Below are 26,261 nucleotides of genomic sequence, written 5' to 3' on the forward strand. Positions count from 1 at the left end.
CCAAATAATCAAGTAATGTTAAATGGAACTCTTACTTTCAATTAAACTAAAAAAACCATTAAGATGTTTGCTATACCACTGCAACATCTCTCTTCGCTTTTCAAGATACTGTGCATGATTATAAGTACCGCGAATACTATTCTTATCAACGTGAGCCAATTGTAGCTCTATCCATGCACTATCATAGCCTTGCTCATGCAAAATCGTTGACATGGTATGTCTAAATCCGTGACCCGTCGCACGGCCTTTATAACCCAGTAATTCAATGACCTGATTTACTGTTTCTTTACTTATAGGCTTTTTACGGTCATTTCGTCCAATGAAAATATAAGGATAATGTCCGGTGATAGGTAAGAGCTGTTTAAATAGGGCTATAACCTGCGTAGACAACGGCACGATATGAGGGCGACGCATCTTCATTCGTTCTGCTGGAATCTCCCACAAGCCGCTCTCAAGATCGATTTCCTGCCAAGTAGCAAAACGCATTTCCTTAGTTCGTACACCCGTTAACATCAGAATCTTCGCGGCGTTCTTGGTTATGATGCTGCCGGTGTAACCCTCTAGGTCACGAATAAAATATGGCATCTCTTCGGCAGACAGGAACGGGTAGTGCTGTTTCTTTGGTGTGCTTAATGCGCTGGCAAGGTCAGGGGCAGGATTATATGCAGCCCGACCGGTAATAATGGCATAACGAAATACTTCGCCGCAGCGCTGACGTACTTTGCGCGTTTTTTCTAAGGCTCCGCGCTTTTCGATACGTTGAAGCACATCAAGTAATTCCAGCGGTGTTATTTCTGCAATTGGCCGTTTACCGATATACGGGAATATATCCGCCTCAAAGGTACTCATGATTTCTTCCCTATACCCCAAAGACCAACGATCCGCTTTAGCTTTATGCCACTCGCGGCTAATGGCCTCAAAAGAGTTTTCCGATGAAAGCCGCTGCGCTAACTTCTCAGCCTTTTTCACCTCTGCGGGATCTGTTCCATCAGCAACCTGTTTACGCGCTATATCTCGCTTAGAGCGAGCTTCAGCAAGGGATATCAAGTCATAAGTCCCTAATGACATTAATCGGGCTTTACCGGCGAAACGATAGCGAAAGCGCCACCCTTTACTGCCGTTAGGTTCAATTAAGAGTGATAGCCCTTGCCCGTCACTCAGGGTATAGGCTTTTTCTTGTGGTTTAGCACGGCGAATCTGGATATCGGAAAGTGGCATGTGTATAGCTCAAAAAGGTATAGGGTAATTCTATACCCTTTACTATACACAATTGTTACGGATTTAGAGAGATAAGCTCGGACACCTACGGACAATAAAACGCTCTATCCATTGGTTTTACTGGGGTTTTTAGGACTTTTGGGGAGTAATACGGAAGAGCTTTGGCGGAAGATCACAGGAGTCGAACCTGCCAAGGGCCGCTGGCGGCCCCATCTGGATTTGAAGTCCAGCCGCCCCACCGGGGACGATGATCTTCCATTGGGAAGATGGATGGTAAGGGGGCGATTATAGCGTGTTTATTATATGGCGCTATTCATTCAATAAGCATGGCGAATAAATCTGCTCGCAGAATGGGGTTAGAGAGTTATTATTTGTCGCCCTGAGACGGCTAATAGCTGACTTCACCATATTTATCCCGGTGCTCTTTTGGGGTGATTGAATAACCCTTTTTGAATACCGAATAAAAATATTGTAGTGATGGGTAACCACACATTTGTGAAATTTCATTGATGGGCAATGAAGTTGCAGACAATAAATTGCGCGCCCGATCGAGTTTTTCTTCATGGATAACCCCATGAATAGTCTGCCCAATATCATCTTTAAAGCGCTTTTCCAGATTCGAGCGGGACATCCCGACCGCGTCCAACACCTGCTCAACTTTAATCCCCTTACAGGCATGATGGCGGATATAATGCATCGCCTGAATGACCGCCGGATCACGCAGCGAGCGGAAATCTGTTGAGCGCCGCGCCATCACTTTGACCGGCGGCACTAGAATGCGCTGTAGTTGAGGAGTTTCTTGTTGTTTCTGGCGCTGATTCAGCCGTTGATGCAATAACTTAGCGGCCCGATACCCCATCTGCCGAGTTCCTTGCACGACTGACGAAAGCGCCACTCGCGATAAATAGCGAGTTAACTCTTCATTATCAATACCAATCACACTCAGCTTCTCCGGCACCGCAATATCCAAATGCTCGCACACTTGTAATAAATGCCGCGCTCGCGCATCAGTCACAGCAATAATGCCCGTTTGGTGTGGTAGAGTCTGTACCCAGTCTGCCAGCCGATTTTGGGTATATTGCCAATTGGCTGGCGCGGTAGCCATTCCCTGATAAACCACACCTTGATATTGCTCCGCCGCCACTAATTGCCGGAAAGCATACTCCCGCTCTTGTGCCCAGCGCTTGTCACTACTGGCAGGCAATCCATAGAAAGCAAAGCGATTTAACCCCTTTTCTTTCAAATGCATAAAAGCGGCCTCCACCAAGGCTGCATTATCAGTCGCAATATAATCAACTGGCGGATAATCTTCTGGCTGATGATAAGAGCCGCCCACACCAATAATCGGAACATCAACATTCACCAACAATTGCTCTATCTGCCGATCATCAAAATCGGCAATAACACCATCGCCAAGCCAATCTCTGATATTTTCAATACGGCAGCGAAAATCCTCTTCAATAAAAATATCCCAGTCGCATTGCGATGCCTGTAAGTACTCACCAACACCTTCCACCACTTGCCGGTCGTACACTTTATTAGCATTAAATAGCAAGGTTATCCGGTAGCGTTTCTCAAACATGGGAATGGCTCCTGAAATAGGTGGAGGATTGGCGTAACAGACTAAGAGACCAATGCAGTATGGCATTGATCTCTCTGCAAAGATGGGATCATACTCGGCGTTTTGTGGCGGAATCCATCCACACAGCCAGCAGCAAAATTGCGCCTTTGACAATGTACTGCCAGAAAGTCGGCACATCCAGCATGCTCATCCCATTATCGAGAGAGGCCATGATAAATGCGCCCATTACCGCACCCGCGACACTCCCGACCCCACCGGCCAAGCTGGTTCCGCCAATGACACAAGCGGCAATCGCATCCAGCTCTGCAATATTACCCGCGGAGGGAGAGCCGGCCCCCAGACGTGAGCTGAGAATCAAGCCTGCCATCGCGACCATCAAACCATTGATAGCAAACACCGCCAATTTGGTGCGCTCGACATTCACCCCAGACAAGCGGGCGGCATCAATATTGCCGCCAATGGCATAGATCCGGCGGCCAAATGCGGTGCGGGTGGCCATAAATATCCCAGCCAACATTAAGGCCGTAAGAATCAATACCGGGGTAGGAACCCCGCGATAATCATTCAGTAAATATATGGCACCAAGCACGATAACTGCGGTAATTGTTTGACGTGTAACATCACCTTGCGGCGCGGCAACAGGCAGGCCCAGGCGAATACGGTGACTGCGCCGCCGCCACTGCCAGGCAACAAACAGCATCAGCCCAATAGCACCAATACCAAAGCCAAGTCCATTGGGCAGATAACTTTGACCAATCTGCGACATAGCATTACTGGTCGGTGATACCGTGGTGCCGTTGGTGATACCAATTAAAATGCCGCGGAAAGCCAGCATCCCAGCCAGCGTCACAATAAATGAGGGAACTTTACGATAAGCCACCCACCAACCATTCCACGCGCCCAAAACCAGCCCCAACCCCAGTGTCACCACAATGGTCAGAGGGAGCGGCCAGCCGAGCCACACATCAAAAATAGCTGCCGCACCGCCCAATAGCCCCATCATTGAGCCGACCGACAAATCAATTTCTGCCGAAATAATGACAAAAACCATCCCGACAGCCAAAATGCCGGTGATAGCCGTTTGGCGCAGTAAATTAGAGATATTCCGCGCGCTGAGATATGCCCCTTCGGTGGTGAAAGTGAAAAATAACATAATCACGGCGATAGCCGCCAACATGACAAAAACTTGTAAATTGACCGATTTAAGGCGTAATAATGGATTTTTATCACCATTTTTAGGCGTATTAACTTCAGTTTGATTAGCGTGCGACATGGGTTTCACTCCTGAGTGCGGCTTCCATGACCTTTTCTTGCGTCAGATTATGATTAATGAGATCAGCTTTGATGCATCCTTGATGCATGACCAACACCCGATCACTTAATCCCAAGACCTCCGGTAATTCAGAGGAAATCACAATGACCGCAATCCCCTGCTGGACTAATTGATTGATAAGTTTATAAATTTCATATTTTGCACCAATATCAATACCGCGCGTCGGTTCATCGAGAATCAAAATTCGTGGGTTCAGTAGCAAACATTTGGCCAGAATAGCTTTTTGCTGATTGCCACCACTCAGGCGCGCAATGGCCAACTCCGAAGAGGAGGTTTTCACCTTTAATCGGGCCAAAGATTGCACAATAGTTGATTGCTCTTTCGCATCATCCAATATGCTGAAAGAGCCGGTGAAGTTATCTAAGGCAGCCAGTGTGATATTAGCTCCCACCCCCATAACCGGCACGATGCCATCTTTTTTGCGATCTTCTGGCACCATGGCAATGCCCAATTTCATGGCTTGCTGACAATCACTGATGGTCACCGCGTTTCCATCAATAAAAATATCCCCCTGCCAACGGCCCGGATAAACGCCAAACAAACATTGCACCGTTTCAGTTCGGCCAGATCCCACCAGCCCCGCAACACCTAAAATCTCGCCGCGTTTCAATGAGAAAGAAACTTTATCCACCCGGCGAATATGACGATTGACTGGGTGCCAAGCACTGAGATTTTCGACGCGGAGAATTTCCTCACCGATGTGGTGAGCTTCATGCGGATAAAGCTCTTTCAGTTCGCGCCCTACCATCATGGCGATGATGTCATCTTCAGTCATGGTCGCTGCCGGGCGGGTATCAATATGGCGGCCATCACGAATCACACAGATATGCTCGGATATAGCTTTCACTTCATTCAATTTGTGCGAAATATAGATGCAGGCAATACCGTGGTGACGCAAGTCACGGATAATATCCAGCAAAATAGCGGTTTCACTCTCTGTCAAAGAGGCTGTCGGCTCATCCAATATCAGCAGTCGTACTTGCTTATTCAGTGCTTTTGCAATTTCAACCAGTTGCTGCTGCCCAAGCCCCAACTCCCCCACCGGGGTATGAGGGTCGACGTCCAGTTTGACCTGTGCCAGCATCCGTTGGCAGCGCAAATACATGGCATCGTAATCCATCATGCCAAAACGCCCCCACTCGGAACCGAGAAACATATTTTCCAGCACCGACATTTGCTTTACCAAGGCTAATTCCTGATGAATTATCGCAATACCTTTTTGTTCCGTTTCACGGATATTTTTAGCCTGAAGCGCTTCACCTGCGAAAATTATTTCCCCTTGATAAGAACCTGTGGGGTAAATACCACATAACACTTTCATTAGTGTGGATTTACCCGAGCCATTTTCACCACACAATGATAATACTTGCCCGGCTTCCAGTGTCAGGCTGATATTATCTACCGCCTTCACGACGCCGAATTGCTTAGTAATATTTTTCATTTCTAGCAGGTAGGGCATAATTCCCTCCATATATCTTTTATTTTTGAGGTTGCAGCATGGTTAGCGACAACCTCAATAATTCAGGATATATTAAACATCGAAAAGCAATTAATAAATATCAGCTTTCTTGTGGAAACCATCAGCAATAATTGTGCTGTCGATATTATTTTTATCTACTTGAATTGGCGTCAGTAAATAAGCTGGGACATCTTTTATACCGTTATTTAATTTACTGTTTGATTTTGGCTCTTCGCCTTTCCCTAATGTTACTGCAATTTCTGCAGCATCATTAGCTAATTTACTGATTGGCTTATATACCGTCATGGTTTGGGTGCCAGCAACAATACGTTTTATTGCCGCTAAATCAGCATCCTGCCCAGAAATAGCCACTTTACCCGCTAAGCCCTGTGCAGCTAATGCCTGAATCGCGCCCCCTGCGGTAGCATCATTAGAGGCCACAACAGCATCAATGTTATTATTGTTAGCTGTTAAAGCATTTTCCATAATTTTCAATGCATTTTCCGGCAACCAAGCATCAACCCACTGATCGCCGACGATTTTTATTTTACCTTCTTTTATCAATGGATTAAGCACTGTCATTTGCCCCTGACGGAACAGTTTGGCATTGTTGTCGACTGGCGAACCGCCCATCAGGAAATAATTGCCCTGTGGCACTCGCTCAACCAAACTTTTAGCTTGTAACTCACCGACTTTTTCATTATCGAAAGAGATATAAAAATCAATATCAGCATTATTTATCATGCGGTCATAAGCTAATACTTTTATTCCCTCCCGTTTTGCTTCGGCGATCACATTACTTAACACCTGCCCGTTATAAGGAATAATAACTAACACATCAACACCACGGTTAATCATATTTTCAATCTGCGACATTTGAGTTTCTTCATTGCCATTTGCCGATTGAACAAATACTTTAGCGCCGAGAGACTCCGCTTTGTTAACAAAAATATCGCGGTCTTTCTGCCAGCGTTCAAGACGGAGGTCGTCTATCGCCATACCGATTTTAATTTCTTTACTGAATCCGGGCTGACTAAACATGACTAGCGCGGCACATGCGGAGAGTAAAATGTTCTTAAATTTCATCTTTCGGTACCTTTCTTATTGTGCAAGCAGGGTAAGAGAAACGGTAAACATCAACTGCAATAGGGATTGTTGTCGCTTATTTGCACATCAGCAATTACAGATTTTCATCCGCCAATTATGTTTTTTGGTTTAATGTTAATTTTATGATAACGATCATGTTTTCTTTCCTGCAAAATGCATAATTCCAGTAAGAGATGTTATCCGCGTAATGAATATCCGAGATTATTTATTATTAATCGGGTATTTATGAGATCTGCACCACAATTAATAATTCTCTGAATTTAAGTGTGAAATAACGTAATTGAGAGAATAGCGAACAACTCCGAAGATAAAAGCTCACCAGCCCGAAAATGCGGGTCAGCTTCCAAGGAGTATTGCATGCAATCTTATTTTGATGAATTAGAACAAGTGCGTTACGAGGGCAGCCAGAGCACTAACCCACTGGCATTTCATCACTACAATCCGGATGAAATTATCCTTGGTAAGCGCATGGCCGACCATTTACGGTTCGCCGCCTGTTACTGGCATACATTCTGCTGGGGTGGCGCGGATATGTTTGGCAGCAATGCCTTTGAGCGCCCATGGCAACAATCGGGAGACGCGCTGGCTCTAGCAAAACGCAAAGCCGATGTTGCTTTTGAATTCTTTCATAAACTGAATGTGCCTTATTACTGCTTCCATGATGTGGATGTATCGCCAGAGGGCGCATCTCTTAAAGAATATCTGAATAACTTCGCAGTAATGACCGATGTATTGGCTGAGAAGCAAGAGAGCAGCGGGGTGAAATTACTCTGGGGCACAGCCAACTGCTTCACCCACCCGCGCTACGGCGCTGGGGCCGCGACAAACCCCGACCCAGAAGTCTTTAGCTGGGCTGCTACCCAAGTCTTTACCGCCATGAATGCCACCCAAAAACTGGGTGGCGAAAACTATGTTTTATGGGGTGGACGCGAGGGTTACGAAACACTGTTAAATACAGACTTGCGACAAGAACGTGAGCAAATTGGCCGCTTTATGCAAATGGTGGTCGAACATAAGCACAAAACCGGTTTCCAGGGCACCTTGTTAATCGAGCCAAAACCACAAGAACCGACCAAACATCAGTATGATTATGATGTGGCAACTGTTTATGGTTTCCTCAAGCAATTTGGGCTGGAAAAAGAGATTAAAGTTAACATTGAAGCCAACCATGCCACTTTGGCTGGTCACTCTTTCCACCATGAGATTGCCAGTGCCATTGCATTGGGCATTTTTGGCTCAGTGGATGCAAACCGTGGTGACCCGCAGCTGGGTTGGGATACAGATCAGTTCCCAAACAGTGTCGAAGAGAATGCACTGGTCATGTTCGAAATTCTTAAAGCGGGTGGTTTTACGACCGGAGGCCTGAATTTTGATGCCAAAGTACGCCGCCAAAGCACAGATAAATATGACTTGTTCTACGGCCATATCGGCGCAATGGATACCATGGCATTGGCACTGAAAATTGCCGCGAAAATGATTGAAGATGGTCAATTAGATCAGCAAGTTGCTAAACGTTATGCCGGTTGGAATACCGAGCTCGGGCAGCAGATCCTAAAAGGAAAATTGTCATTGGAAGAGTTGGCTCGCTATGCCGGCCAACATAATCTGAACCCTCGCCACCACAGCGGGCATCAAGAGCAGCTGGAAAATCTGGTTAACCGCTATATCTTCGGCTGATAAATTTATCTATGTGATACCTGCGGCGAATAGGTAAATATTTATCTCAAGATATTGAATATACGGGAAAATGTACCGAATGGGTCATAACGGCGTGAGCCGTCGCAGTGCCTATCGGTACAGCCGCCCCGTCAGTCGCTGCACGCTAAAATAGCCTAATAAATTATGAGGAACACACATGTACCTTGGCATCGATCTAGGCACCTCCGGCGTTAAAGCCATTCTCCTGGCCGAAAACGGGCAAGTCATTGCCAGCCAAGGTGCAGCATTATCTGTCTCTCGCCCACATCCTTTATGGTCTGAGCAAAACCCGGCCGATTGGTGGCAAGCCACGGATGAAGCAATGCAAGCATTAGCCGCAGACCATGATTTGCAGCAGGTCAAAGCACTCGGGCTGACGGGCCAAATGCACGGCGCAACCTTACTGGATAAACAACATAAGGTGCTGCGCCCGGCCATTTTATGGAATGATGGCCGCAGTTTTTCCCAGTGTCAGGCGCTAGAAAAGGCGGTGCCGGAATCTCGCCAGATTACCGGCAATCTGATGATGCCGGGTTTTACTGCGCCGAAGCTGAAATGGTTGGCAGAACATGAGCCAGATATTTTCAATCGCATTGATAAAGTGCTGTTACCAAAAGATTATTTGCGTTTTCTAATCAGTGGTGACTTTGCCAGTGATATGTCTGATGCCGCCGGAACAATGTGGCTCGATGTGGCAAAACGCAACTGGAGCGATGAAATGCTGGCGGCTTGCGGCCTCAATCGCCAGCACATGCCCGCACTATTTGAAGGCAGCCAGATAACCGGCTATGTCAGTGCTGATATCGCCCAGCGCTGGGGGATCAATTCTGTGCCCGTCATTGCGGGCGGTGGTGATAATGCCGCCGGTGCCATCGGCGTTGGTCTATATCAAGCCGGGCAAGCGATGTTATCGCTGGGTACCTCTGGCGTCTATTTTGCGGTCAGTGATGGCTTCCTAAGTAACCCCGCCAGTGCAGTACACAGTTTTTGCCATGCTTTGCCCAATACTTGGCACTTAATGTCAGTGATGTTGAGCGCAGCATCTTGTCTTGATTGGGCTTGCCAACTCACCGGCACTGAGAGTGTTCCAACCCTGATTAGCGCAGTGGAAAATACGCCGCCAGCGGATACGCCAGTGTGGTTCCTGCCCTATCTTTCCGGTGAACGCACGCCGCATAATAATCCGAATGCTAAAGGGGCTTTCTGGGGCTTTACTCACCAACATGGCCCAACGGATTTAGCCCGGGCGGTATTGGAGGGGGTCGGGTTTGCCTTAGCCGACGGGATGGATGCCCTGCATGCCAGTGGGTTGCAGCCTAAATCAGTGACATTAATTGGCGGTGGCGCGCGCAGTGCTTATTGGCGACAAATGTTGGCGGATATTAGTGGCCAGACTTTAGAATATCGAACTGGAGGTGATGTTGGGCCTGCATTGGGTGCCGCCCGGTTAGCGCAAATTGCCCTCAATCCTGGCGTCCCATTAGCCGATTTATTACCTGCACTGCCATTGGAACAAACTCATTTGCCAGATGCACAGCGCCATCAGGATTATGCGGCGCGTCGGATTATCTTCAAAAAACTTTATCGGCAATTACTGCCATTATGTGAATAAGCTAAAATGCACCGCAGGCTGTGGAGAAGATTAACTTTTTTTTGCAGCCTGGATTTGGCAATGGCCAGTTGAGCAATTAACCCGGCGAATAATCATCTGACCAAAATCATCCATATAACCGATGCTATAGTGCTTGCCATTATATCCGGGCGTATTAACTGACTCAGTGCCAAACGGTGCAATCATAACACTATCAAAACCGGGGAAATTACCGCGATTATCCCGGTTTAAATGTCCTAATGTGACGTAATATGGTGTAGGGTTATGAATATCAAGCACTTCGCCTTGTGGAGTGAACTGTAATTTCTCCTGCCAAGCATCCTTGTAATCCGCTTTAATCGACGCCGGCCGATAAAATAACTTTATTTTACTTTGAATGGCAATTTGTACCGCATCAGCCATTGCATTTTTTGGCGGTATTTCGCGCACATTAAAATAGAATAAAGTCTCACGGTCAGTGGCTAATTGCTCAATATTCGGTAACGAGATGATGCGCACCACACTTTCCTGGCCCGCATCAATCCGCTTTATTGGCGGCAAGACAGACAATGGGCCATCCACTTTTTGCCCGGCTATATTCTCCAACCAGGATTGCGTCAAATAGGGTAATTTCTCACTTGTATTTTGCAGAGTGACACTGACGGAGGTGTCGGTGCTATTGAAAATAATCCGCGTTCTGTCCAAATTTATTGCCGCCTCACTCACCATCGTGGCAATCAGCAGTATTATCCCCATTAGGATTTTATTTAACTGATGATTTCTCCTGATTAGCATCGTGTTATTAAGGCTTTTCATGGTTTATTCCATTCCCATTGATATCGTCATGCGGTGAATAATGTCTTTTCTTAATAAGTGTTTTCGGCCGTGAAACTGTTTTAATGAATCTATTTTCCCATTCACTTTTTAAGCTCAGTATTGAAGCTAATAATCTAGTCCCTTTTACTCCCTATGATGGCCGGATTTGGCATTCCATTCAGGACAAAACCCGCAGATGATGGAAGCATACCCACACGGCGGAGGGCCGGAAATGACAAACAGCGCATTACTGATAATTGACGTCCAACAGTCTTTTGAACATAAATCTTTTTGGCAGCCACAAGATATTCCCGCATTTGCGGCGGCGCTGAACCAACTTATTGTGGGCTGTAAACAGCGGGGAGTGGCGCTGGTAGATGTCTTCCATGTAGCACCCGAAGGCCCATTTTCACTGGCTTCCGGCTATGTTAAGCCCATGTCACTGGTTTCCCATCAAGCGGATGTGACGGTGCAAAAGCGGGTACATAATGCGCTGACAGATTCAGGGCTGGACCAATGGCTGAGAGAGCGCCAGATAAATCATCTGATTATTGCGGGAATGCGCACAGAACAATGTTGTGAGACGACAGCGCGGGTGGCGTCAGATTTGGGTTATCAAGTCACTTTTGTCACCCAGGCCACACTGACATTTCCGATGACTCAGCCCAATGGCGTACTCCTGAGCAGTGCAGAATTAAAGTTACGGACAGAAACCGTGCTCGCCGACCGGTTTGCGACCATTCATACCGTGGCACAAACACTGGCAGCACTGGATTCACAACCGCCAGCAGCAATCTTCGCTGAAAAAACAGCACATTGGCAGCCGCAACCTTATTTGCCACGGGTTATCACCCCCGCCGGCATTAGAAATCTTAATCACTGGCAGCTGAAATGCTATGTGATTCGTTATTCACAAGCTCAGGGGGCGGCGCCCGATTATGCCCCAGCTTATCAACTCGTGGGGCAGTGGCTACCTCATGATGCAGAAACTGTCGATCGCCCCGGCGTAGGTTTTGTGATTGAGCATCAGGGAAAAACCCTGAATTATCTGATTGTTGGGTGGTGGGATAACGAAAACGAATTGCGCGTGAAAGTCTGGGTACAGCAGCAGGGAGTCTGGCGTGCGGCGCGTGATGAATCTTTCTGCGTGTGGGATTTACAGGTAATGGCCTTTGAGCGCAATGCTTTTGTTGATACTTTGCTACAGCATACTCCGGATATTCCGGCTTATATGAACCGTTATCTGACGGTAACTGTGGACTAACTATGCAACGAAATGTCTATTTTCTCTTGCTGCCCGGCGTGCTGTCGCTGGATTTAACTGGCCCCGCTGAAACATTGCGCTTGGCGGGGTCATTTAACCTTTGCTATATCAGCCCATTGCCTGAGGTGATGTCTTCCACCGAAATGATGCTGGGCCAGTTGCAGCCGCTCCCCGAGAACTTACCGCCAGGTAGCTTACTGGTTGTTCCTGGTGTGAGCGATTCGCGCCACTACTTTGCGACAGAAACCGCCGCAATAGCCCGCCAGTGGTTACAGCAGCAGAAAACCGCCATTGCCGAGCAAAAAACCATATTGGTTTGCGTCTGTTCTGGAGCATTGTTGGCGGCCCAAGCAGGGCTACTGGATGGCTATCAATGCACAACTCATCATCATGTTCTTGAGCGATTGCGCCAACAAGCTCCAGCGGCGCAAACCAAAGAAAATCGTATTTTTGTTGAAGATCGCGGGGTATATACCAGTGCCGGAATTACTGCCGGTATTGACCTATCCTTACATCTGATTAGCCGTTTTTGTAGCCCGCAAACTGCGCTAGAAGTGGCGCGCGAGATGGTGGTTTATTTCCGCCGTTCTGGCGATGACCCGCAACTTTCGCCATGGCTGCGCTACCGCAACCATCTCCACCCCGCAGTGCATCGGGCGCAGGATGTCATGTCCGCCGAACCACAAGCTGAGTGGTCGCTGCTCCAAGTCGCGCAGAAAGCCCATGTGAGTAGCCGCCATTTAACCCGCTTATTTCGCGAACATGTCGGGATAAGTGTGCGCGAATTTCATGAACAGTTGCGGGTCGCCGTGGCAGAAGTTCGTCTGCAACAAGGGTTTACTCTGGAGAAAGCGGCACTGGCGGCCGGATTTTCCTCCAGCCGCCAGCTGCGGCGCGCACAACACCGCGGAAAAATAGTGGCTAACTGACTAACCGCCGCCGATCAATACGCTGCAATCCCATCGACAATAACGTGCTCAAAGTTAAGGCCAGCGCGAAGACATAGAAAATATCCAGTACCGGATACCCCGTAAAATCATAATGATGAGTGCGGATAAAATGAATAATCAGTGCATGGAAACCATAAATAGCCAGCGAATGCCCAGCAAGCCAACTCAACCAGCCAATCGGCTGATTCAGACAATTTTTAAACCACACCAGCAGAGATACCGCCGCCATAAAGACCAATGGGCCACAGTACATATAGAATGTATCCGCGAAACTGCCATTAATGCGCGTCTGTTTCTCGGTCGAGATGGCAATCAATATCACGCTCACGATAAACAATAATGCCGCGCCCCAACTGATGGCGCGCCCCCGCGTCTCCAGCATGCCGATAGCCCGCCCCAACAGCGCGTACAGCAGATAATAGAAAGTATCGCCGTAGATATAGAGATTTATTGGCAGTAACTGAAAGCCGCCGATTGAGTATTTGCTGGTCTGCGGATTGGCGACCACGGCCAGCAACAGAATCGCGACCGCCACATAGCGGCCAGATACCGGTTTGACATTAATCAGCGGTGAGACCAGATAAATCACAATAATGGCGTAGAAAAACCACAAATGATAAAACACCGGTTTTTGCAGAATACTTTTTAGCGACGCCAAACCATTAATCGGGGTCAGGGTCGAAATGTAGATAAGCGCAATTAAACTGTAAAACAGCAGACACAACCCAATACGGGTAAAATGCTTTTGCTTGGCACTTTTTTCACCCAAAAACAGATAACCGGAGATCATAAAAAACACCGGCACACAGGCACGGGAAGCCGAATTCAGCAGGTTAGCAATATCCCAATTGACCTCCCCCACTTGCGCACCACTGGTGACATAATAGGTCGTAGCATGGATCATGACCACCATAATGCAGGCGACAGCCCGCAGATTATCAATCCAGCCAATCTTATTGGTCATTCATGCTCTCTATCACCGATTTGCTCAAACTATTTAGTACGCCAATAATCAAGCTGCAAACAATAACGTAAATTTGACGTATTCCCAAAGTAAATGAAACGGCATCAAGGACGAAGGGTAATTGTTGCCATAACGTTATATTGACGGCAAAATAGCCGTCCTGACATGCTCTGACTGTATATCCTGCCTGAGCATTCCAATTTTTATGTTTATTATTAATAGCTTAATCTATGCAAACTTCATTATCCCCCGCGACGCGTTTAGGTCGACGGGCGCTTTTATTTCCCTTGTGTTTGGTATTATTCGAATTTGCCGCCTATATCGCCAACGATATGATTCAGCCCGGAATGCTGGCCGTGGTCGCAGATTTTAATGCCAGCATTGAGTGGGTTCCAACCTCCATGACAGCATATCTGGCTGGTGGCATGTTTCTGCAATGGCTTTTAGGGCCATTGTCGGATCGCCGTGGACGTCGCCCGGTCATGCTGGTTGGTGTCGCATTCTTTGTGGTGACGTGCCTTGCCATATTATTGGTCACCACAATTGAACAATTTATCGCCATGCGTTTCTTGCAAGGTATCGGTTTGTGCTTTATCGGCGCAGTCGGCTACGCCACTATTCAGGAATCATTTGAAGAGGCGGTGTGTATCAAAATCACCGCGTTAATGGCCAATGTGGCATTAATTGCTCCGTTACTTGGCCCTTTGGCGGGTGCCGCCCTGATTCATGTCGCCCCATGGCAGTCCATGTTTGTAATATTTGCCGTGCTGGGGGCGATTTCATTTGTGGGCTTGTGGCGTGCCATGCCAGAAACCGCCTCACGCAAAGGAGAAAAGTTGTCGGTAGGAGCAATGTGGCACGATTATAAGCAAGTGCTCGCCAACCGCCGTTTCTTGTGCGGCTCTCTGGCTCTGGGCTTTGCCAGCTTGCCCTTACTGACATGGATTGCCCAATCTCCGGTGATTCTCATCAGCGGTGAGCAGCTCTCAACTGTGGAATACGGTGTCTTGCAGGTTCCGATTTTCGGGGCGCTGATTATCGGTAACCTGACACTGGCGAAATTGAGCGGTAAAACCAGTATTCCGCAACTTATCCGCTATGGTGCTGGCCCGATGATTATTGGCCTGATGATTGCGGCGGGCTCAACCCTCTATTCATCCCATGCTTATTTGTGGATGACCGCGGGCCTGAGCCTCTATGCCTTTGGTATCGGCCTGGCGAATGCCGGTTTAGTGCGGCTGACGCTATTTTCCAGTGATATCAGCAAAGGGACGGTATCAGCCGCCATGGGGATGATCAATATGATGGTCTTCACCTTGGGCATTGAGTTTGCCAAAGTGGCCTATCTGTGGGGCAACAGCGGCATTTTCAATCTGTTCAACTTAATCAGTGGGTTACTGTGGCTGGCTTTAGTCATGATTTTTATCCGCCGCCAACCAGACTCATTGGTTGCAGAGTAATTTTGCCGCAGGCGTGCCACTTAATCGCTGTTCAACAGATTTAATGCACGCCTCGCTCAGAGGCTCAATTCACAGAAGAAAACAATCCGCGGTCGCGTAATAGATGGTCATTGCCCCGACGACGGGTGAAGCCGCTGCGGTCGAAAAACTCCAGGATTTGAATCGCCAGCTTGCGGCCTATCCCCAGCCTATCGCGGAAATCTGTGGTGCTGGCGCTACCTTGGCTGGCATCCAATTCACGAATCAAATCAGCAAACTGCTCAATACGCTGACTCAGATAATAGCGATCCGCGACAATGGCGGTGATGTAGCCCAGTTGCGCAGCTTTGCGTAGCAGAGCGCGCACCTCACTTTCATCCCTTCCCAGCTCGGTGGCTAAATCCCGCACCCACCATGGAGCATCAGCAAAATAGGGAGCCACTTGCTGCCATAGCGCCTGTTCTTGCTCAGTAAACCCCAGCCCATGCTCTGGTAAATGTAACCAGCCGCGCGTGTTTTTTAATGCGCCCTGGGCCAGCATATTGTCAATCAAACGAAACACCAGCGCTTCGTCCAATGTCGGCAATGCCATGCGCCGCAAACGTGCCCGCCCTAACCCTAGCTGGTCACTATACTGTTGATGATAAAGACATAAAACATGCAATAAGGTTTGTTGTGCTTGCTGGGCATGCGGGCTAGACAATGCAATATCGCCAGCAACAACACAGTCAGTACCCGCCAATAATGTTGCCATATCATGGCTGTTAAGCTGACGCGCCCAACTGAACTTGCCCACAGAAACCGGGCCTTGCGCCAAATGCAATGCCAGCACTGCGCGGTCTGTTGTGGCCTGCGCCAATGCAGTTAACCAGGCTAAAAATGCTGGTTGCCGTTTACCGCGTTTGGGCGCAGCCAGATGAATGACTCGCGCCCCGCCCAATGTCTTCTTCGCAGCAATATCCCGCAGGATAAGACTATCATTCTCAACCAGCCACAGAGGGGTATCCAGCAATAGCTCGGCCAGTATTACTGGGTTCTTAGCATCAGGTTGAGGATTGTTGAGCAGAGAGAAGCGCCCAGTAATATGGCTGGCGGCATGATGTAAATGCAGAGGTTGCCAGTGCTGTATGGGTTCATCGGCATCGACGATAACCAATACCCGATCCACGGCTTCAGGTGGCTGCTGCGCCAATAGCCAATCGCCCCGACTGATTTGTTCCTTGCTGACAGCGCCGGTGATATTTAGCGCGATACGCTGACCCGCTTGCGCTTGCTGGGTATCCTGATTTTGAGCATGTATGCCCCGCACCCGCACCGGGCCGTCGCTGCCCGTGAGCCATAGGGTATCACCCACCGCCACTTTGCCCGCGAGTGCCGTGCCGGTGACCACTAAACCTGCGCCTTTCACACTGAATGCGCGGTCGACTGCCAGACGAAAACGCCGCTGCAACCGGCTATTATCTGCATCTTGCTGATTGCAGCGTGCCAGATGCGCGCGCAATTCGCGGATACCACGTTCGGCCGTCGCCGCCGTGACAAACAGTGTGACTTGCTCGGCCTGCCAGCCTTGGGCTAACAGCTCAGCCATCACCTGCTGGCGCACCTGCGCGATACGCTCGTCATCCACTCGGTCAGCCTTGGTCAGCGCGACGGTTAATGTCGGGCGGCCCGTCAGTCGCAGAATAGCCAGATGCTCACGGGTTTGCGCCATCACACCATCATCACAGGCCACCACCAGCAATGCATGATTGATGCCGCCCACGCCCGCCAACATATTGGCCAGAAATTTCTCATGTCCAGGAACATCAATAAACCCGATAATGTTGCCATCAGGTTGAGGCCAATAGGCATAACCCAAGTCAATAGTCATACCGCGCTGTTTTTCTTCCGGCAAGCGGTCGGCATTAACGCCGGTAAGCGCCTGTAAAAGCGTGGTTTTACCGTGGTCAACATGACCCGCAGTTGCAATAATCATGGTGCCAACTCCCTGAGCAACGCCGCTTCGTCCTCCAGGCAGCGCAAGTCCAACCATAAACGCCCATCAGCCACGCGGCCAATGATAGGTTTAGCCAAGCCCCGCCAACGCGCCGTCAGTGCTTCCAGCGCGCTGCCGCTGCCATCTTTAGGGGTAAATGTTACCGCCCAACTGGGTAGCCGGTCTACCGGTAAAGACCCACTGCCAATCTGCGACCAGCACGATTCTACAGCCAGTGTAAAATCAGCACCATAGCTGCGATTGAGGGCCGCCAACACCCGCTGAGCGCTCTCGGCAATCTCCTGCGCCGGGCGAGTCAGCAGCCGCATGGTCGGTAACAGCTCGGCCAAACGGTCGGGCTGCTGATAGAGGCGCAAAGTGGCATCTAATGCCGCTAATGTCATTTTATCGGCTCGCAATACCCGCTTGAGCGGATGTTGCTGCAATTGGTCAATCCACTGTTTCTTACCGAGAATTATCCCCGCCTGTGGGCCACCGAGCAGTTTATCTCCCGAGAAAGTCACTAAATCAATGCCCGCAGCAATCAATTGCTGTGGCATCGGTTCGGCCGGTAAACCATAGCGAGTCATATCCACCAATGAACCACTGCCCAAATCTGTTGCGGTCGGGATGGCAAACTCATGCCCCAGCACCGCCAGTTGCGGCTCCGCAACAGAAGCGGTAAAACCCTCAATGCTGTAGTTGCTGGTGTGCACTTTCATTAACAGAGCGGTGTGTTCATTGATAGCTTGGCGGTAATCTTTTAGATGGGTGCGGTTGGTGGTACCGACTTCAACCAGTTGACAGCCGGCCTGACGCATCACATCAGGAATGCGAAAAGCGCCGCCAATTTCGACCAATTCACCACGAGAAACCACGACCTGCTTTCCTGCTGCCATGACCGTCAACATCAAAAATACCGCCGCAGCATTATTATTGACGATGCAGGCATCTTCCGCGCCGGTCAGTTCACAGAGTAAGTCAGCGACCGCGCGATCGCGATGGCCACGATGCGCACCGCTCAGGGAATACTCCAGGGTAACAGCCCCGCGCATGGTATCCGTCACCGCCGCAATAGCTGATTCCGCCAAAGGCGCTCGCCCTAAATTGGTGTGCAAAACCGTGCCGGAGAGGTTAAAAACGGGCTTTAATGCGGGTTGACGCTGGTTGAGGCGTTGACGTAAAGCTGCCGGCCAATCCATGCACCAATCAGCCAATGAATGAAATTGGCGAATATGTTCACGGGCTTCCGCCTGCATCAAACGCAGGGTTTCAGTTAACAATGTGGTGCCATATTCATCGAGCAAAGGGGCCATTTCTGGCGCCCGTAACACACTGTCGATAGCCGGTAACTGGCTGTAAAGATGATGGGGTTCTGCGCTCATAGTCACTCAGCGGGGTTAATTAAATGAGATAGAGCCAACGTTAAGCTCTATTCACCTGAAAATTTTCTCACCTGTAGACCTATTCATTCGCCAGGAAATCTATTCACTGGGGAAAATAAACGGATTAATACTGCTGCGGGCAAAACCTTCGCCCTCCATCTTGGCATCAAGAATCAATGAGGCTAAATCGTCAGCAACAGCTTCGACCATCGGGTCTTTCTCCTGATATAAAATTTTCAGGTAAGTGCCGCAATCACCGCAACTTTCCGCCTTCACTGCGGCCAATTCACTGTCCAGCGACCAGTAGTTCAAATCGCGCGTCTGTTCGCAGTTACTGCATTTAATTCGCACCACATGCCACTCGCTTTCACACAAATTGCAGTGCAAATAGCGCAAACCATTGTTGGTGCCAATATGTACCACACTGGAGACCGGAATACTGCCACACACCGGGCAGAATTGGCGGTGCTCACCATACTCAGCACGGGCTTTGCCCGGAATTTGGCTGGCCATTTGCGCCCAATACAATGAGAGTGCGGCCCAGATAAATGGCGCTTTTTCGCTACCAACATTAGCAAATTCGCGGTTTAACAATGCATCTGCGTACAGTTCCAGCTCATGCACTGAAGACTTATCCAGATTATCCAATACTGCCTGAATATGGTCAGGCGCATCTGGGCGTAGCTCGGCAATCAGCGCTGACAGTAGCTTGCGCCAATGGTCAGTACGCGGAAAAACGCTCAAATCCAGCGGGGGTTTACCGCTAACAGCGGATTGCGCCAATTCCGCTTGCATATCCAGCACCAGCGGATGGTCATGCAGTGCTTTTTGCTGGGCTTGGGTAATTTTAGCCGCAAAATCCAGATAGTCAGCGAGTGGATTATCCAATGCTAACTGCTGCAAACGCTCGGTTCGCCGGGTATACAAACTTTTTAAATTCGCGAAAAGTAACGGCGGGATATTCCCCGCCGTTGTGCCTTTTTCGCTTTGTTTTCCTAATCTCTCTTTAGGGACAATGCGAATACTCATCAGGGTTTCTCTTCCTGTTTTTTCTGCAGCTGCCTTTTGGCGCTAACCTCACGATACCAACGCGGATGGTGCTTTTTAGCCCATGCATCGGGTACCCAGCCCTCCACCATCGCGGTAATGGTGCCTTTGACCCACAGGGCAGCATAAATATGCACCATAATCACGATAATCAATCCCACTGCGGCCAGCGAATGCACCAGCAACGCCAAGCGAATCAATGGGATCGGGAAAGAAGGCGCAAAGTAAGGCCGCCAGATAACAACGCCACTGGCCAACAACAATACCAGACTGATAATAGCAGCCCAGAATACGCACTTCTGACCGAAATTATAGCGCCCCGTGTCACCCACTTCCTCATTCATGGCGATTTTATGGATATTTTTCGCCCACTCCAGATCTTCCCTATTGATCAAGTTATGTTTCCAGTAACGGAAAAACATGATGAGGAAGGCGGCGAACATAATCACTCCGGCGAAGGGGTGAAGGATGCGCGCCAGCTGTGGAGTACCAAAAATATTCATCAGCCAGTTAAATGACGGGAAGAAGAACCCCAGGCCACTGATCGCCGCTAATATAAAGCAAAAAGCCACTATCCAGTGGTTGATTCGCTCCGGCGCACTGTAGCGCTGGATCCGCTTTTCTTTTTTCATTTCCGCGTCTCCCCGTCGTCTGAGTGCTCAGTGGTGGTCTGCTCTGGTTCCTTGGACACTGTAGCAGAAGGAGTGGCATCCGGTTTATGCTCTTCGTCCTCTTCTTCTTCCACCCGGTTCGGGCCAACACCAACGTAATGGAAGATACTGGCAGCAAATGTCGCAGCGAAACCAATCGCCGCCAGTGGTTTCCAGATACCTTTCCAGAAAGTGACCGTCGGACTGATCGTCGGGTTCTCCGGCAAACCATGATAAAGCTGAGGTTTATCCGCATGATGCAGCACATACATCACATGGGTGCCGCCGACGCCCGCCGGGTCATATAACCCGGCGTTATCAAAGCCACGGGTTTTCAATTCCGCCACTCGGCCTGCGGCCACTTCTTTCATCGACTCTTTGGTGCCAAAGTGAATTGCCCCGGTCGGGCAGGTTTTCACACAGGCCGGTTCCTGACCAACACCCACACGATCGACACAGAGCGTACATTTGTACACCCGGTTGTCGTCTTTGTTCATGCGCGGCACATCAAATGGGCAACCGGCGATGCAATAACCACAGCCGATGCAGTGCTCTGACTGGAAGTCGACAATACCATTCGCATATTGAATGATAGCCCCTTCCGACGGGCAGGCTTTCAAGCAGCCCGGATCAGCACAATGCATGCAGCCATCCTTGCGGATCAGCCACTCCAGCTTGCCGCTCTCTTCATCTTCCACTTCCGAGAAGCGCATCACCGTCCATGATTTGGCGGTTAAATCGGCGGGGTTATCGTACACCCCGACGTTATGACCGACTTCATCACGAATATCGTTCCACTCCGAACACGCCACCTGACAAGCTTTACAGCCAATACAGGTGGTGACGTCGATAAGTTTGGCCACCTCTTGCTGATGGTTACGATCCTGCGGCGGCGGCGTAAGGGAGTTGGTGCCGGAGCGCCGGATAATGTCTTGAGTTTGCAGTGACATAGGTTCTCTCCGTTACACCTTTTCCACATTGACCAAGAACGCCTTAAACTCTGGCGTTTGCGTATTAGCATCACCGACAAACGGCGTTAGGGTATTGGCCAGGAAGCCTTTTTTCGCCACCCCTTCGTAACCCCAGTGAATCGGAATACCAATGGTGTCAACCTCTTGCCCATGAACATTCAGCGTACGAATACGTTTAGTCACCACCGCCTTGGCCTTGATATAGCCACGGTTGGAGCTAACTTTCACGGTATCGCCCTGCTTAATGCCCTTCTTAGCGGCCAGTTTTTCGCCAATTTCCACAAACTGTTCCGGCTGGGCGATAGCATTGAGCAGCGCATGCTTAGTCCAGTAGTGGAAATGCTCGGTCAGGCGATAAGTGGTGCCGACATACGGGAACTGCTCATGAGAACCCATCGCGGCCAAGTCGTCTTTAAAGACACGAGCGGCCGGGTTGGATATCACATTCGGATGCAGTGGGTTAGTTCCCAACGGCGTTTCGAATGGCTCATAGTGTTCCGGGAACGGCCCTTCGGCCATTTTGTCGATGGCAAACAGACGGCCCATGCCTTCAGGTTGCATGATAAACGGCCCGACATCACTGCCCGGTGCTGCTGCGCTGTAGTCAGCAACATCCACGCCCGTCCATTTGCTACCATCCCACTCCAACAACTGGCGTTTCGGATCCCAAGGTTTACCTTGTGGGTCAGCAGATGCACGGTTGTACAGAATGCGGCGGTTCAGCGGCCATGCCCAGGCCCAGCCCAGCGTATTGCCCAGGCCGGATGGGTCAGCGTTATCACGCCGTGCCATCTGGTTGCCCGCGGGAGTCCAGCTACCGGCGAAAATCCAGCAACCGCTGGCAGTGGTGCCGTCATCACGCAGATGAGCAAAGGTGCTGAGTTGCTCGCCTTTTTTGACCAGAACTTTGCCCTCGGCGTCAGTGATATCAGCCAGTGCTTTACCATTGCTTTCCTGCGCCACTTCTTCTGGCTCTGGGTTATCTGGCGTCAGATAATCCCAAGTCATATTAAGCACCTGCTCTGGCACTGCACCACCATCCCGGCGATACATATCACGCAGACGACTAAAGATACCCGCCAAGATAGCACCATCATTCAGTGCTTCACCCGGTGAATCAGCGCCTTTCCAGTGCCATTGCAGCCAGCGGCTGGAGTTAACAATTGAGCCATTTTCTTCAGCAAAACAACTGGATGGCAAACGGAACACTTCGGTTTGAATTGTCGATGGGTCGACATCGTTAAATTCACCGTGGTTTTGCCAGAAATTCGCCGTTTCAGTATTGAGCGGATCAATAGTGACCAAGAACTTCAGTTTCGACAGTGACGCGACGACTTTATTTTTATTCGGGAATGACGCGACCGGGTTAAAGCCCTGGCAAATATAGCCATTCACTTTGCCCTGCGACATCATCTCGAAATACTGCAATACGTCGTAACCTTTATCCCACTTCGGCAACCAGTCGTAGCCCCAACCATTCTCTTTCTGGGCTTTATCACCATAGAAACTTTTCATCAGACTGACGAAGAATTTCGGATAATTACTCCAGTAGTTAACCTGGCCCGGTAACAGGGTTTTCGGCGTGTTGGCTTTCAGGTAAGTATCAATATCCGGCTGTTTCTCTGACGGCAGACTCAGGTAGCCCGGCAAGCTTTGTGATAGCAAGCCGAGGTCAGTTAAGCCCTGAATATTAGAGTGGCCGCGCAAAGCATTAATGCCGCCGCCCGCCATCCCCATATTGCCGAGCAGCAACTGGATCATCGCCATAGTACGGATGTTCTGTGCGCCGACAGAGTGCTGTGTCCAGCCCAACGCGTACAGGAACGAGGCGGTTTTATTGGACACACTGGTTTCGGCGAGATATTCGCAAACCTGCAAGAAATCTTCTTTTGGCGTACCGCAAATGTTGGCAACCACATCTGGCGTGTAACGGCTGACGTGCTCTTTCAGCAAGTTCCACACACAGCGCGGGTCTTGCAGCGTGACATCGCGTTTGGCAAAGCCGTTCTCATCCAACTGGTAATTCCAGGTGGTTTTATCGTATTTGCGATTTTCGGCATCATAACCACTGAACAAACCATCATCGAAGGTAAAATCTTCCCGCACCAGCAGGCTGGCGTTGGTATAGGCCTCGACGTATTCGCGGTTAATTTTTTCGTTGGTCATCAGATACAACAACACGCCGGACAGGAACGCAATATCAGTACCGGAGCGGATTGGCGTATAGAAGTCAGCCACCGATGCAGTACGGGTAAAGCGTGGGTCTATCACCAGCAATTTGGCATTGTTGTGGATTTTGGCTTCCATCGCCCAGCGGAACCCCACCGGATGCGCTTCTGCCGCATTACCGCCCATGACGATAATTAAGTCTGCGTTCTTGATATCAACCCAGTGGTTGGTCATCGCACCGCGACCAAATGTTGGAGCAAGACTTGCTACCGTTGGTCCGTGTCAGACACGTGCTTGGTTGTCTACGGCAAGCATGCCGAGAGCGCGACTAAATTTCTGGGTCAAATAACCCGTTTCATTACTGGATGCCGAAGCACACAGCATACCGGTACTCAGCCAACGGTTGACGGTAACACCGGCGTCATTGGTCTTAATGAAGTTGGCGTCCCGGTCTGCTTTCATCAGCTTGGCAATGCGGTCAAATGCATCATTCCAAGTGATTCTCTGCCATTTATCAGAACCCGGTGCCCGATATTCTGGGTATTTCAGGCGACTTTCGCTGTGGATAAAGTCCACCAGCCCCGCACCTTTTGGACAAAGTGCCCCACGGTTTACCGGATGATCCGGATCCCCTTCAATGTGGAAAATACTTTCTTTGGCGTTTTTCGCACCGTCGCCAAGGCTGTACATCAACAGCCCACAACCGACAGAGCAATATGTGCAGGTATTCCGCGTCTCACGGGCGCGCAGCAATTTATAATTGCGCGTTTCCGCCAGCGCCACCGACGGCGTAAAGCCGAGTGCCGCGACCGTGGTTCCCGCCATACCGCCAGCGCAGATCTTAAAGAACTGCCTTCTGCTGACCTGCATGGGTCTCTCCTTCGTTCATTGTCACATTATTTCAGTTCACACTTCCCTCAACGAAATGGGAGGCGTTAAAATCGCTGACGCGATATCCAGCTTTTCAGTGTGGGATACATTTCTAATAACGGAATAAAGCCACACTATTCTTAATGTGAATGTTACCACATTGTGATTATGGATTATAACTTTCAGGACCGCATAGTGAGCCAGATCAAACCTTCAGAAATTGACTTCACCACCGAAATCTGCGGCGCCAAGCAACTCAACGTGCTACAGCGCCATCACCTGGCCGAGCCGCAATTGGATTGGCTGGCAGAAGAAGTGCCGGTTGCCTTGGTGTACAACGGCATTTCTCATGTGGTCATGATGGCCACACCCAAAGATTTGGCGGCTTTTGCACTGGGATTTTCACTGTCAGAAGGCATTATTAGCGCACCACAAGAAATCTACGCCATTGATGTCACCCCCAACTGTAATGGCATTGAAGTTAACATTGAGTTATCCAGCCGCCGTTTTGCCGGTTTGAAAGAACGCCGCCGCGCCATGGCAGGCCGCACCGGATGTGGTGTTTGCGGTATTGAGCAACTGGATGATATTTTCCGGCCTATCACGCCACTGCCGTTCACCCAAACATTTAATTTAAATCAATTGGATAGTGCACTTGCACAGCTCAAACAAGTACAAACGGTCGGTCAATTGACGGGATGCACCCATGCTGCGGCGTGGATTAATCCACAAGGTGAATTATTGGGCGGTTGTGAAGATGTTGGCCGCCACGTGGCCCTGGATAAATTACTTGGGGTGCGGGCCAAGCAGCCGTGGCAACAAGGTGCGGTGCTGGTTTCCAGCCGGGCCAGCTATGAAATGGTACAGAAAACCGCCATGTGCGGAGCCGAGATTTTATTTGCAGTTTCTGCTGCAACAACCTTAGCAGTTGCCGTCGCCGAGCGCTGTAATCTCACCTTGATTGGCTTCAGCAAGCCCGGCAGAGCAACGGTTTACACCCATCCGCAGCGGATTAGCGAATAAAAGACCACACAATTAGTACGGCATTGATAATCATTTTCAATATCATTTAATTAACTATAATGATCCGAATGCTTACGCGGCGCTTACTTTTTTTGTGCCGCCCTACACCTACGGAGACGATGATTATGAGTTACTCACTGCCATCCCTGCCTTATGCTTATGACGCCCTGGAACCCCATTTCGATAAGCAGACGATGGAAATCCATCACACCAAACACCACCAAACCTATGTTAACAATGCAAACACGGTGTTGGAGAGCTTCCCTGAGCTGGCTAAACTGAGTGTTGAAGAGCTGATCAAAGATCTGGACAAAGTTCCAGCTGAAAAACGCACTTTCATGCGCAACAATGCCGGCGGCCACGCTAACCACAGCCTGTTCTGGAAAGGCCTGAAATTGGGCACCACTCTGGCCGGTGATCTGAAAGCCGCTATTGAGCGCGATTTCGGCAGCGTTGACAGCTTCAAAGAAAAATTTGAACAAGCTGCGGCAACGCGTTTCGGCTCAGGTTGGGCATGGCTGGTACTGAAAGACGACGGCAAACTGGCGGTTGTTTCTACAGCTAACCAAGACAGCCCGCTGATGGGTGAAGCCGTTTCTGGCGCATCTGGCTTCCCAATTATTGGCCTAGATGTGTGGGAACATGCTTACTATCTGAAATTCCAAAACCGCCGCCCAGACTACATCAAAGCATTCTGGAACGTGGTCAACTGGGACGAAGCAGCAGCACGTTTCGCCCAAGCGAAATAAT

General features: G+C 49.6%; 20 protein-coding genes and 1 tRNA gene. 7 read left to right on the top strand and 14 right to left on the bottom strand.

The window, feature by feature from the left end; all coding sequences use genetic code 11:
- Positions 1-18: 18 nt before the first annotated feature.
- The 6 genes from D5F51_RS21645 to xylF form a co-directional block, all read right to left on the bottom strand.
- A complete protein-coding gene (locus D5F51_RS21645; RefSeq protein ID WP_129199007.1) occupies positions 19-1,218 on the bottom strand; it encodes a tyrosine-type recombinase/integrase in 1,200 nt (399 codons plus the stop codon).
- A gap of 162 nt (positions 1,219-1,380) precedes the next feature.
- Positions 1,381-1,475: transfer RNA gene (locus D5F51_RS21650), tRNA-Sec, on the bottom strand.
- A gap of 131 nt (positions 1,476-1,606) precedes the next feature.
- Entirely contained in the window at positions 1,607-2,800 is a 1,194-nt protein-coding gene (gene xylR / locus D5F51_RS21655) for a D-xylose utilization transcriptional activator XylR (RefSeq protein ID WP_025376473.1), read from the bottom strand.
- Positions 2,801-2,888: 88 nt separating this feature from the next.
- On the bottom strand, positions 2,889-4,073 hold the full coding sequence (xylH, locus tag D5F51_RS21660; protein WP_025376472.1) for a xylose ABC transporter permease XylH: 1,185 nt from the start codon (positions 4,071-4,073) through the stop codon (positions 2,889-2,891).
- Positions 4,060-5,592 (bottom strand): xylose ABC transporter ATP-binding protein, encoded by a 1,533-nt coding sequence (locus tag D5F51_RS21665; protein ID WP_129199009.1) that lies wholly within the window; start codon positions 5,590-5,592, stop codon positions 4,060-4,062. Before D5F51_RS21665 ends, xylH begins: the two co-directional genes overlap by 14 nt.
- A 90-nt stretch (positions 5,593-5,682) precedes the next feature.
- On the bottom strand, positions 5,683-6,678 hold the full coding sequence (gene xylF, locus D5F51_RS21670; RefSeq protein ID WP_025376470.1) for a D-xylose ABC transporter substrate-binding protein: 996 nt from the start codon (positions 6,676-6,678) through the stop codon (positions 5,683-5,685).
- A 378-nt stretch (positions 6,679-7,056) separates the two neighbouring features.
- Here xylF and xylA point away from each other — a divergent pair, with 378 nt between their 5' ends.
- A complete protein-coding gene (xylA, locus tag D5F51_RS21675) occupies positions 7,057-8,376 on the top strand; it encodes a xylose isomerase (protein ID WP_025376469.1) in 1,320 nt (439 codons plus the stop codon).
- A 178-nt stretch (positions 8,377-8,554) separates the two neighbouring features.
- The gene (gene xylB / locus D5F51_RS21680; RefSeq protein ID WP_129199011.1) at positions 8,555-10,009 is read left to right on the top strand and encodes a xylulokinase; all 1,455 of its coding nucleotides are present in this window, start codon (positions 8,555-8,557) and stop codon (positions 10,007-10,009) included.
- Positions 10,010-10,039: 30 nt separating this feature from the next.
- On the opposite strand, the gene D5F51_RS21685 is transcribed toward xylB, so the two are convergent.
- On the bottom strand, positions 10,040-10,804 hold the full coding sequence (locus D5F51_RS21685) for a fimbrial biogenesis chaperone (protein WP_025376467.1): 765 nt from the start codon (positions 10,802-10,804) through the stop codon (positions 10,040-10,042).
- Between the two features lie 232 nt (positions 10,805-11,036).
- Here D5F51_RS21685 and D5F51_RS21690 point away from each other — a divergent pair, with 232 nt between their 5' ends.
- Both D5F51_RS21690 and D5F51_RS21695 read left to right on the top strand, forming a co-directional pair.
- Entirely contained in the window at positions 11,037-12,068 is a 1,032-nt protein-coding gene (locus D5F51_RS21690) for an isochorismatase family protein (RefSeq protein ID WP_162301875.1), read from the top strand.
- A gap of 2 nt (positions 12,069-12,070) precedes the next feature.
- Positions 12,071-12,997: a GlxA family transcriptional regulator gene (locus tag D5F51_RS21695; protein ID WP_025376465.1), complete on the top strand. Its 927-nt coding sequence runs from the start codon at positions 12,071-12,073 to the stop codon at positions 12,995-12,997.
- On the opposite strand, the gene D5F51_RS21700 is transcribed toward D5F51_RS21695, so the two are convergent.
- Positions 12,990-13,982: an acyltransferase gene (locus D5F51_RS21700; RefSeq protein ID WP_129199015.1), complete on the bottom strand. Its 993-nt coding sequence runs from the start codon at positions 13,980-13,982 to the stop codon at positions 12,990-12,992. The genes D5F51_RS21695 and D5F51_RS21700 overlap by 8 nt on opposite strands.
- A gap of 230 nt (positions 13,983-14,212) precedes the next feature.
- Here D5F51_RS21700 and D5F51_RS21705 point away from each other — a divergent pair, with 230 nt between their 5' ends.
- Positions 14,213-15,442 carry an MFS transporter gene (locus D5F51_RS21705; protein ID WP_025376463.1) on the top strand — a complete coding sequence of 410 codons (1,230 nt, stop codon included), beginning with the start codon at positions 14,213-14,215 and terminating at the stop codon, positions 15,440-15,442.
- 64 nt (positions 15,443-15,506) lie between these two features.
- Here the strand turns inward: D5F51_RS21705 and selB are convergent, their stop codons facing one another.
- The 6 genes from selB to fdnG all read right to left on the bottom strand — a co-directional run bounded on the left by selB (position 15,507) and on the right by fdnG (position 24,488).
- Positions 15,507-17,396, bottom strand: a complete 1,890-nt coding sequence (gene selB / locus D5F51_RS21710; RefSeq protein ID WP_129199017.1) for a selenocysteine-specific translation elongation factor — start codon at positions 17,394-17,396, stop codon at positions 15,507-15,509.
- The gene (gene selA, locus D5F51_RS21715; RefSeq protein WP_129199019.1) at positions 17,393-18,781 is read right to left on the bottom strand and encodes an L-seryl-tRNA(Sec) selenium transferase; all 1,389 of its coding nucleotides are present in this window, start codon (positions 18,779-18,781) and stop codon (positions 17,393-17,395) included. The genes selB and selA overlap by 4 nt, the downstream gene beginning before the upstream one ends.
- 99 nt (positions 18,782-18,880) lie before the next feature.
- Positions 18,881-19,810, bottom strand: coding sequence for a formate dehydrogenase accessory protein FdhE (fdhE, locus tag D5F51_RS21720; protein ID WP_129199021.1), 930 nt, complete (start codon positions 19,808-19,810; stop codon positions 18,881-18,883).
- Complete coding sequence (gene fdoI, locus D5F51_RS21725; protein ID WP_129199023.1) at positions 19,810-20,460, bottom strand: formate dehydrogenase cytochrome b556 subunit; 651 nt, start codon at positions 20,458-20,460, stop codon at positions 19,810-19,812. Before fdoI ends, fdhE begins: the two co-directional genes overlap by 1 nt.
- The gene (gene fdxH, locus D5F51_RS21730; RefSeq protein WP_025376458.1) at positions 20,457-21,428 is read right to left on the bottom strand and encodes a formate dehydrogenase subunit beta; all 972 of its coding nucleotides are present in this window, start codon (positions 21,426-21,428) and stop codon (positions 20,457-20,459) included. The genes fdoI and fdxH overlap by 4 nt, the downstream gene beginning before the upstream one ends.
- A 12-nt stretch (positions 21,429-21,440) precedes the next feature.
- On the bottom strand, positions 21,441-24,488 hold the full coding sequence (gene fdnG / locus D5F51_RS21735) for a formate dehydrogenase-N subunit alpha (RefSeq protein ID WP_145507532.1): 3,048 nt from the start codon (positions 24,486-24,488) through the stop codon (positions 21,441-21,443).
- 168 nt (positions 24,489-24,656) lie between these two features.
- On the opposite strand from fdnG, the gene fdhD reads away from it, so the two are divergent.
- Together fdhD and sodA are read left to right on the top strand one after the other, a co-directional pair.
- Complete coding sequence (fdhD, locus tag D5F51_RS21745; protein WP_162301812.1) at positions 24,657-25,511, top strand: formate dehydrogenase accessory sulfurtransferase FdhD; 855 nt, start codon at positions 24,657-24,659, stop codon at positions 25,509-25,511.
- Between the two features lie 125 nt (positions 25,512-25,636).
- Complete coding sequence (sodA, locus tag D5F51_RS21750) at positions 25,637-26,260, top strand: superoxide dismutase [Mn] (protein ID WP_025376454.1); 624 nt, start codon at positions 25,637-25,639, stop codon at positions 26,258-26,260.
- Position 26,261: the final 1 nt, after the last annotated feature.

The organism is Yersinia hibernica (assembly GCF_004124235.1).
GTDB lineage: Bacteria > Pseudomonadota > Gammaproteobacteria > Enterobacterales > Enterobacteriaceae > Yersinia > Yersinia hibernica.

Coding starts and splice junctions, on each gene's coding strand:
- D5F51_RS21690 (WP_162301875.1), top strand. CDS start 11,037: ATGACAAACAGCGCATTACTGATAATTGACGTCCAACAGTCTTTTGAA.
- fdhD (WP_162301812.1), top strand. CDS start 24,657: ATGGATTATAACTTTCAGGACCGCATAGTGAGCCAGATCAAACCTTCA.
- xylR (WP_025376473.1), bottom strand. CDS start 2,800: ATGTTTGAGAAACGCTACCGGATAACCTTGCTATTTAATGCTAATAAA.
- fdoI (WP_129199023.1), bottom strand. CDS start 20,460: ATGAAAAAAGAAAAGCGGATCCAGCGCTACAGTGCGCCGGAGCGAATC.
- D5F51_RS21695 (WP_025376465.1), top strand. CDS start 12,071: ATGCAACGAAATGTCTATTTTCTCTTGCTGCCCGGCGTGCTGTCGCTG.
- xylF (WP_025376470.1), bottom strand. CDS start 6,678: ATGAAATTTAAGAACATTTTACTCTCCGCATGTGCCGCGCTAGTCATG.
- selA (WP_129199019.1), bottom strand. CDS start 18,781: ATGAGCGCAGAACCCCATCATCTTTACAGCCAGTTACCGGCTATCGAC.
- xylH (WP_025376472.1), bottom strand. CDS start 4,073: ATGTCGCACGCTAATCAAACTGAAGTTAATACGCCTAAAAATGGTGAT.
- fdxH (WP_025376458.1), bottom strand. CDS start 21,428: ATGTCACTGCAAACTCAAGACATTATCCGGCGCTCCGGCACCAACTCC.
- fdhE (WP_129199021.1), bottom strand. CDS start 19,810: ATGAGTATTCGCATTGTCCCTAAAGAGAGATTAGGAAAACAAAGCGAA.
- D5F51_RS21705 (WP_025376463.1), top strand. CDS start 14,213: ATGCAAACTTCATTATCCCCCGCGACGCGTTTAGGTCGACGGGCGCTT.
- xylA (WP_025376469.1), top strand. CDS start 7,057: ATGCAATCTTATTTTGATGAATTAGAACAAGTGCGTTACGAGGGCAGC.
- sodA (WP_025376454.1), top strand. CDS start 25,637: ATGAGTTACTCACTGCCATCCCTGCCTTATGCTTATGACGCCCTGGAA.
- D5F51_RS21685 (WP_025376467.1), bottom strand. CDS start 10,804: ATGAAAAGCCTTAATAACACGATGCTAATCAGGAGAAATCATCAGTTA.
- xylB (WP_129199011.1), top strand. CDS start 8,555: ATGTACCTTGGCATCGATCTAGGCACCTCCGGCGTTAAAGCCATTCTC.
- selB (WP_129199017.1), bottom strand. CDS start 17,396: ATGATTATTGCAACTGCGGGTCATGTTGACCACGGTAAAACCACGCTT.
- D5F51_RS21645 (WP_129199007.1), bottom strand. CDS start 1,218: ATGCCACTTTCCGATATCCAGATTCGCCGTGCTAAACCACAAGAAAAA.
- D5F51_RS21700 (WP_129199015.1), bottom strand. CDS start 13,982: ATGACCAATAAGATTGGCTGGATTGATAATCTGCGGGCTGTCGCCTGC.
- D5F51_RS21665 (WP_129199009.1), bottom strand. CDS start 5,592: ATGCCCTACCTGCTAGAAATGAAAAATATTACTAAGCAATTCGGCGTC.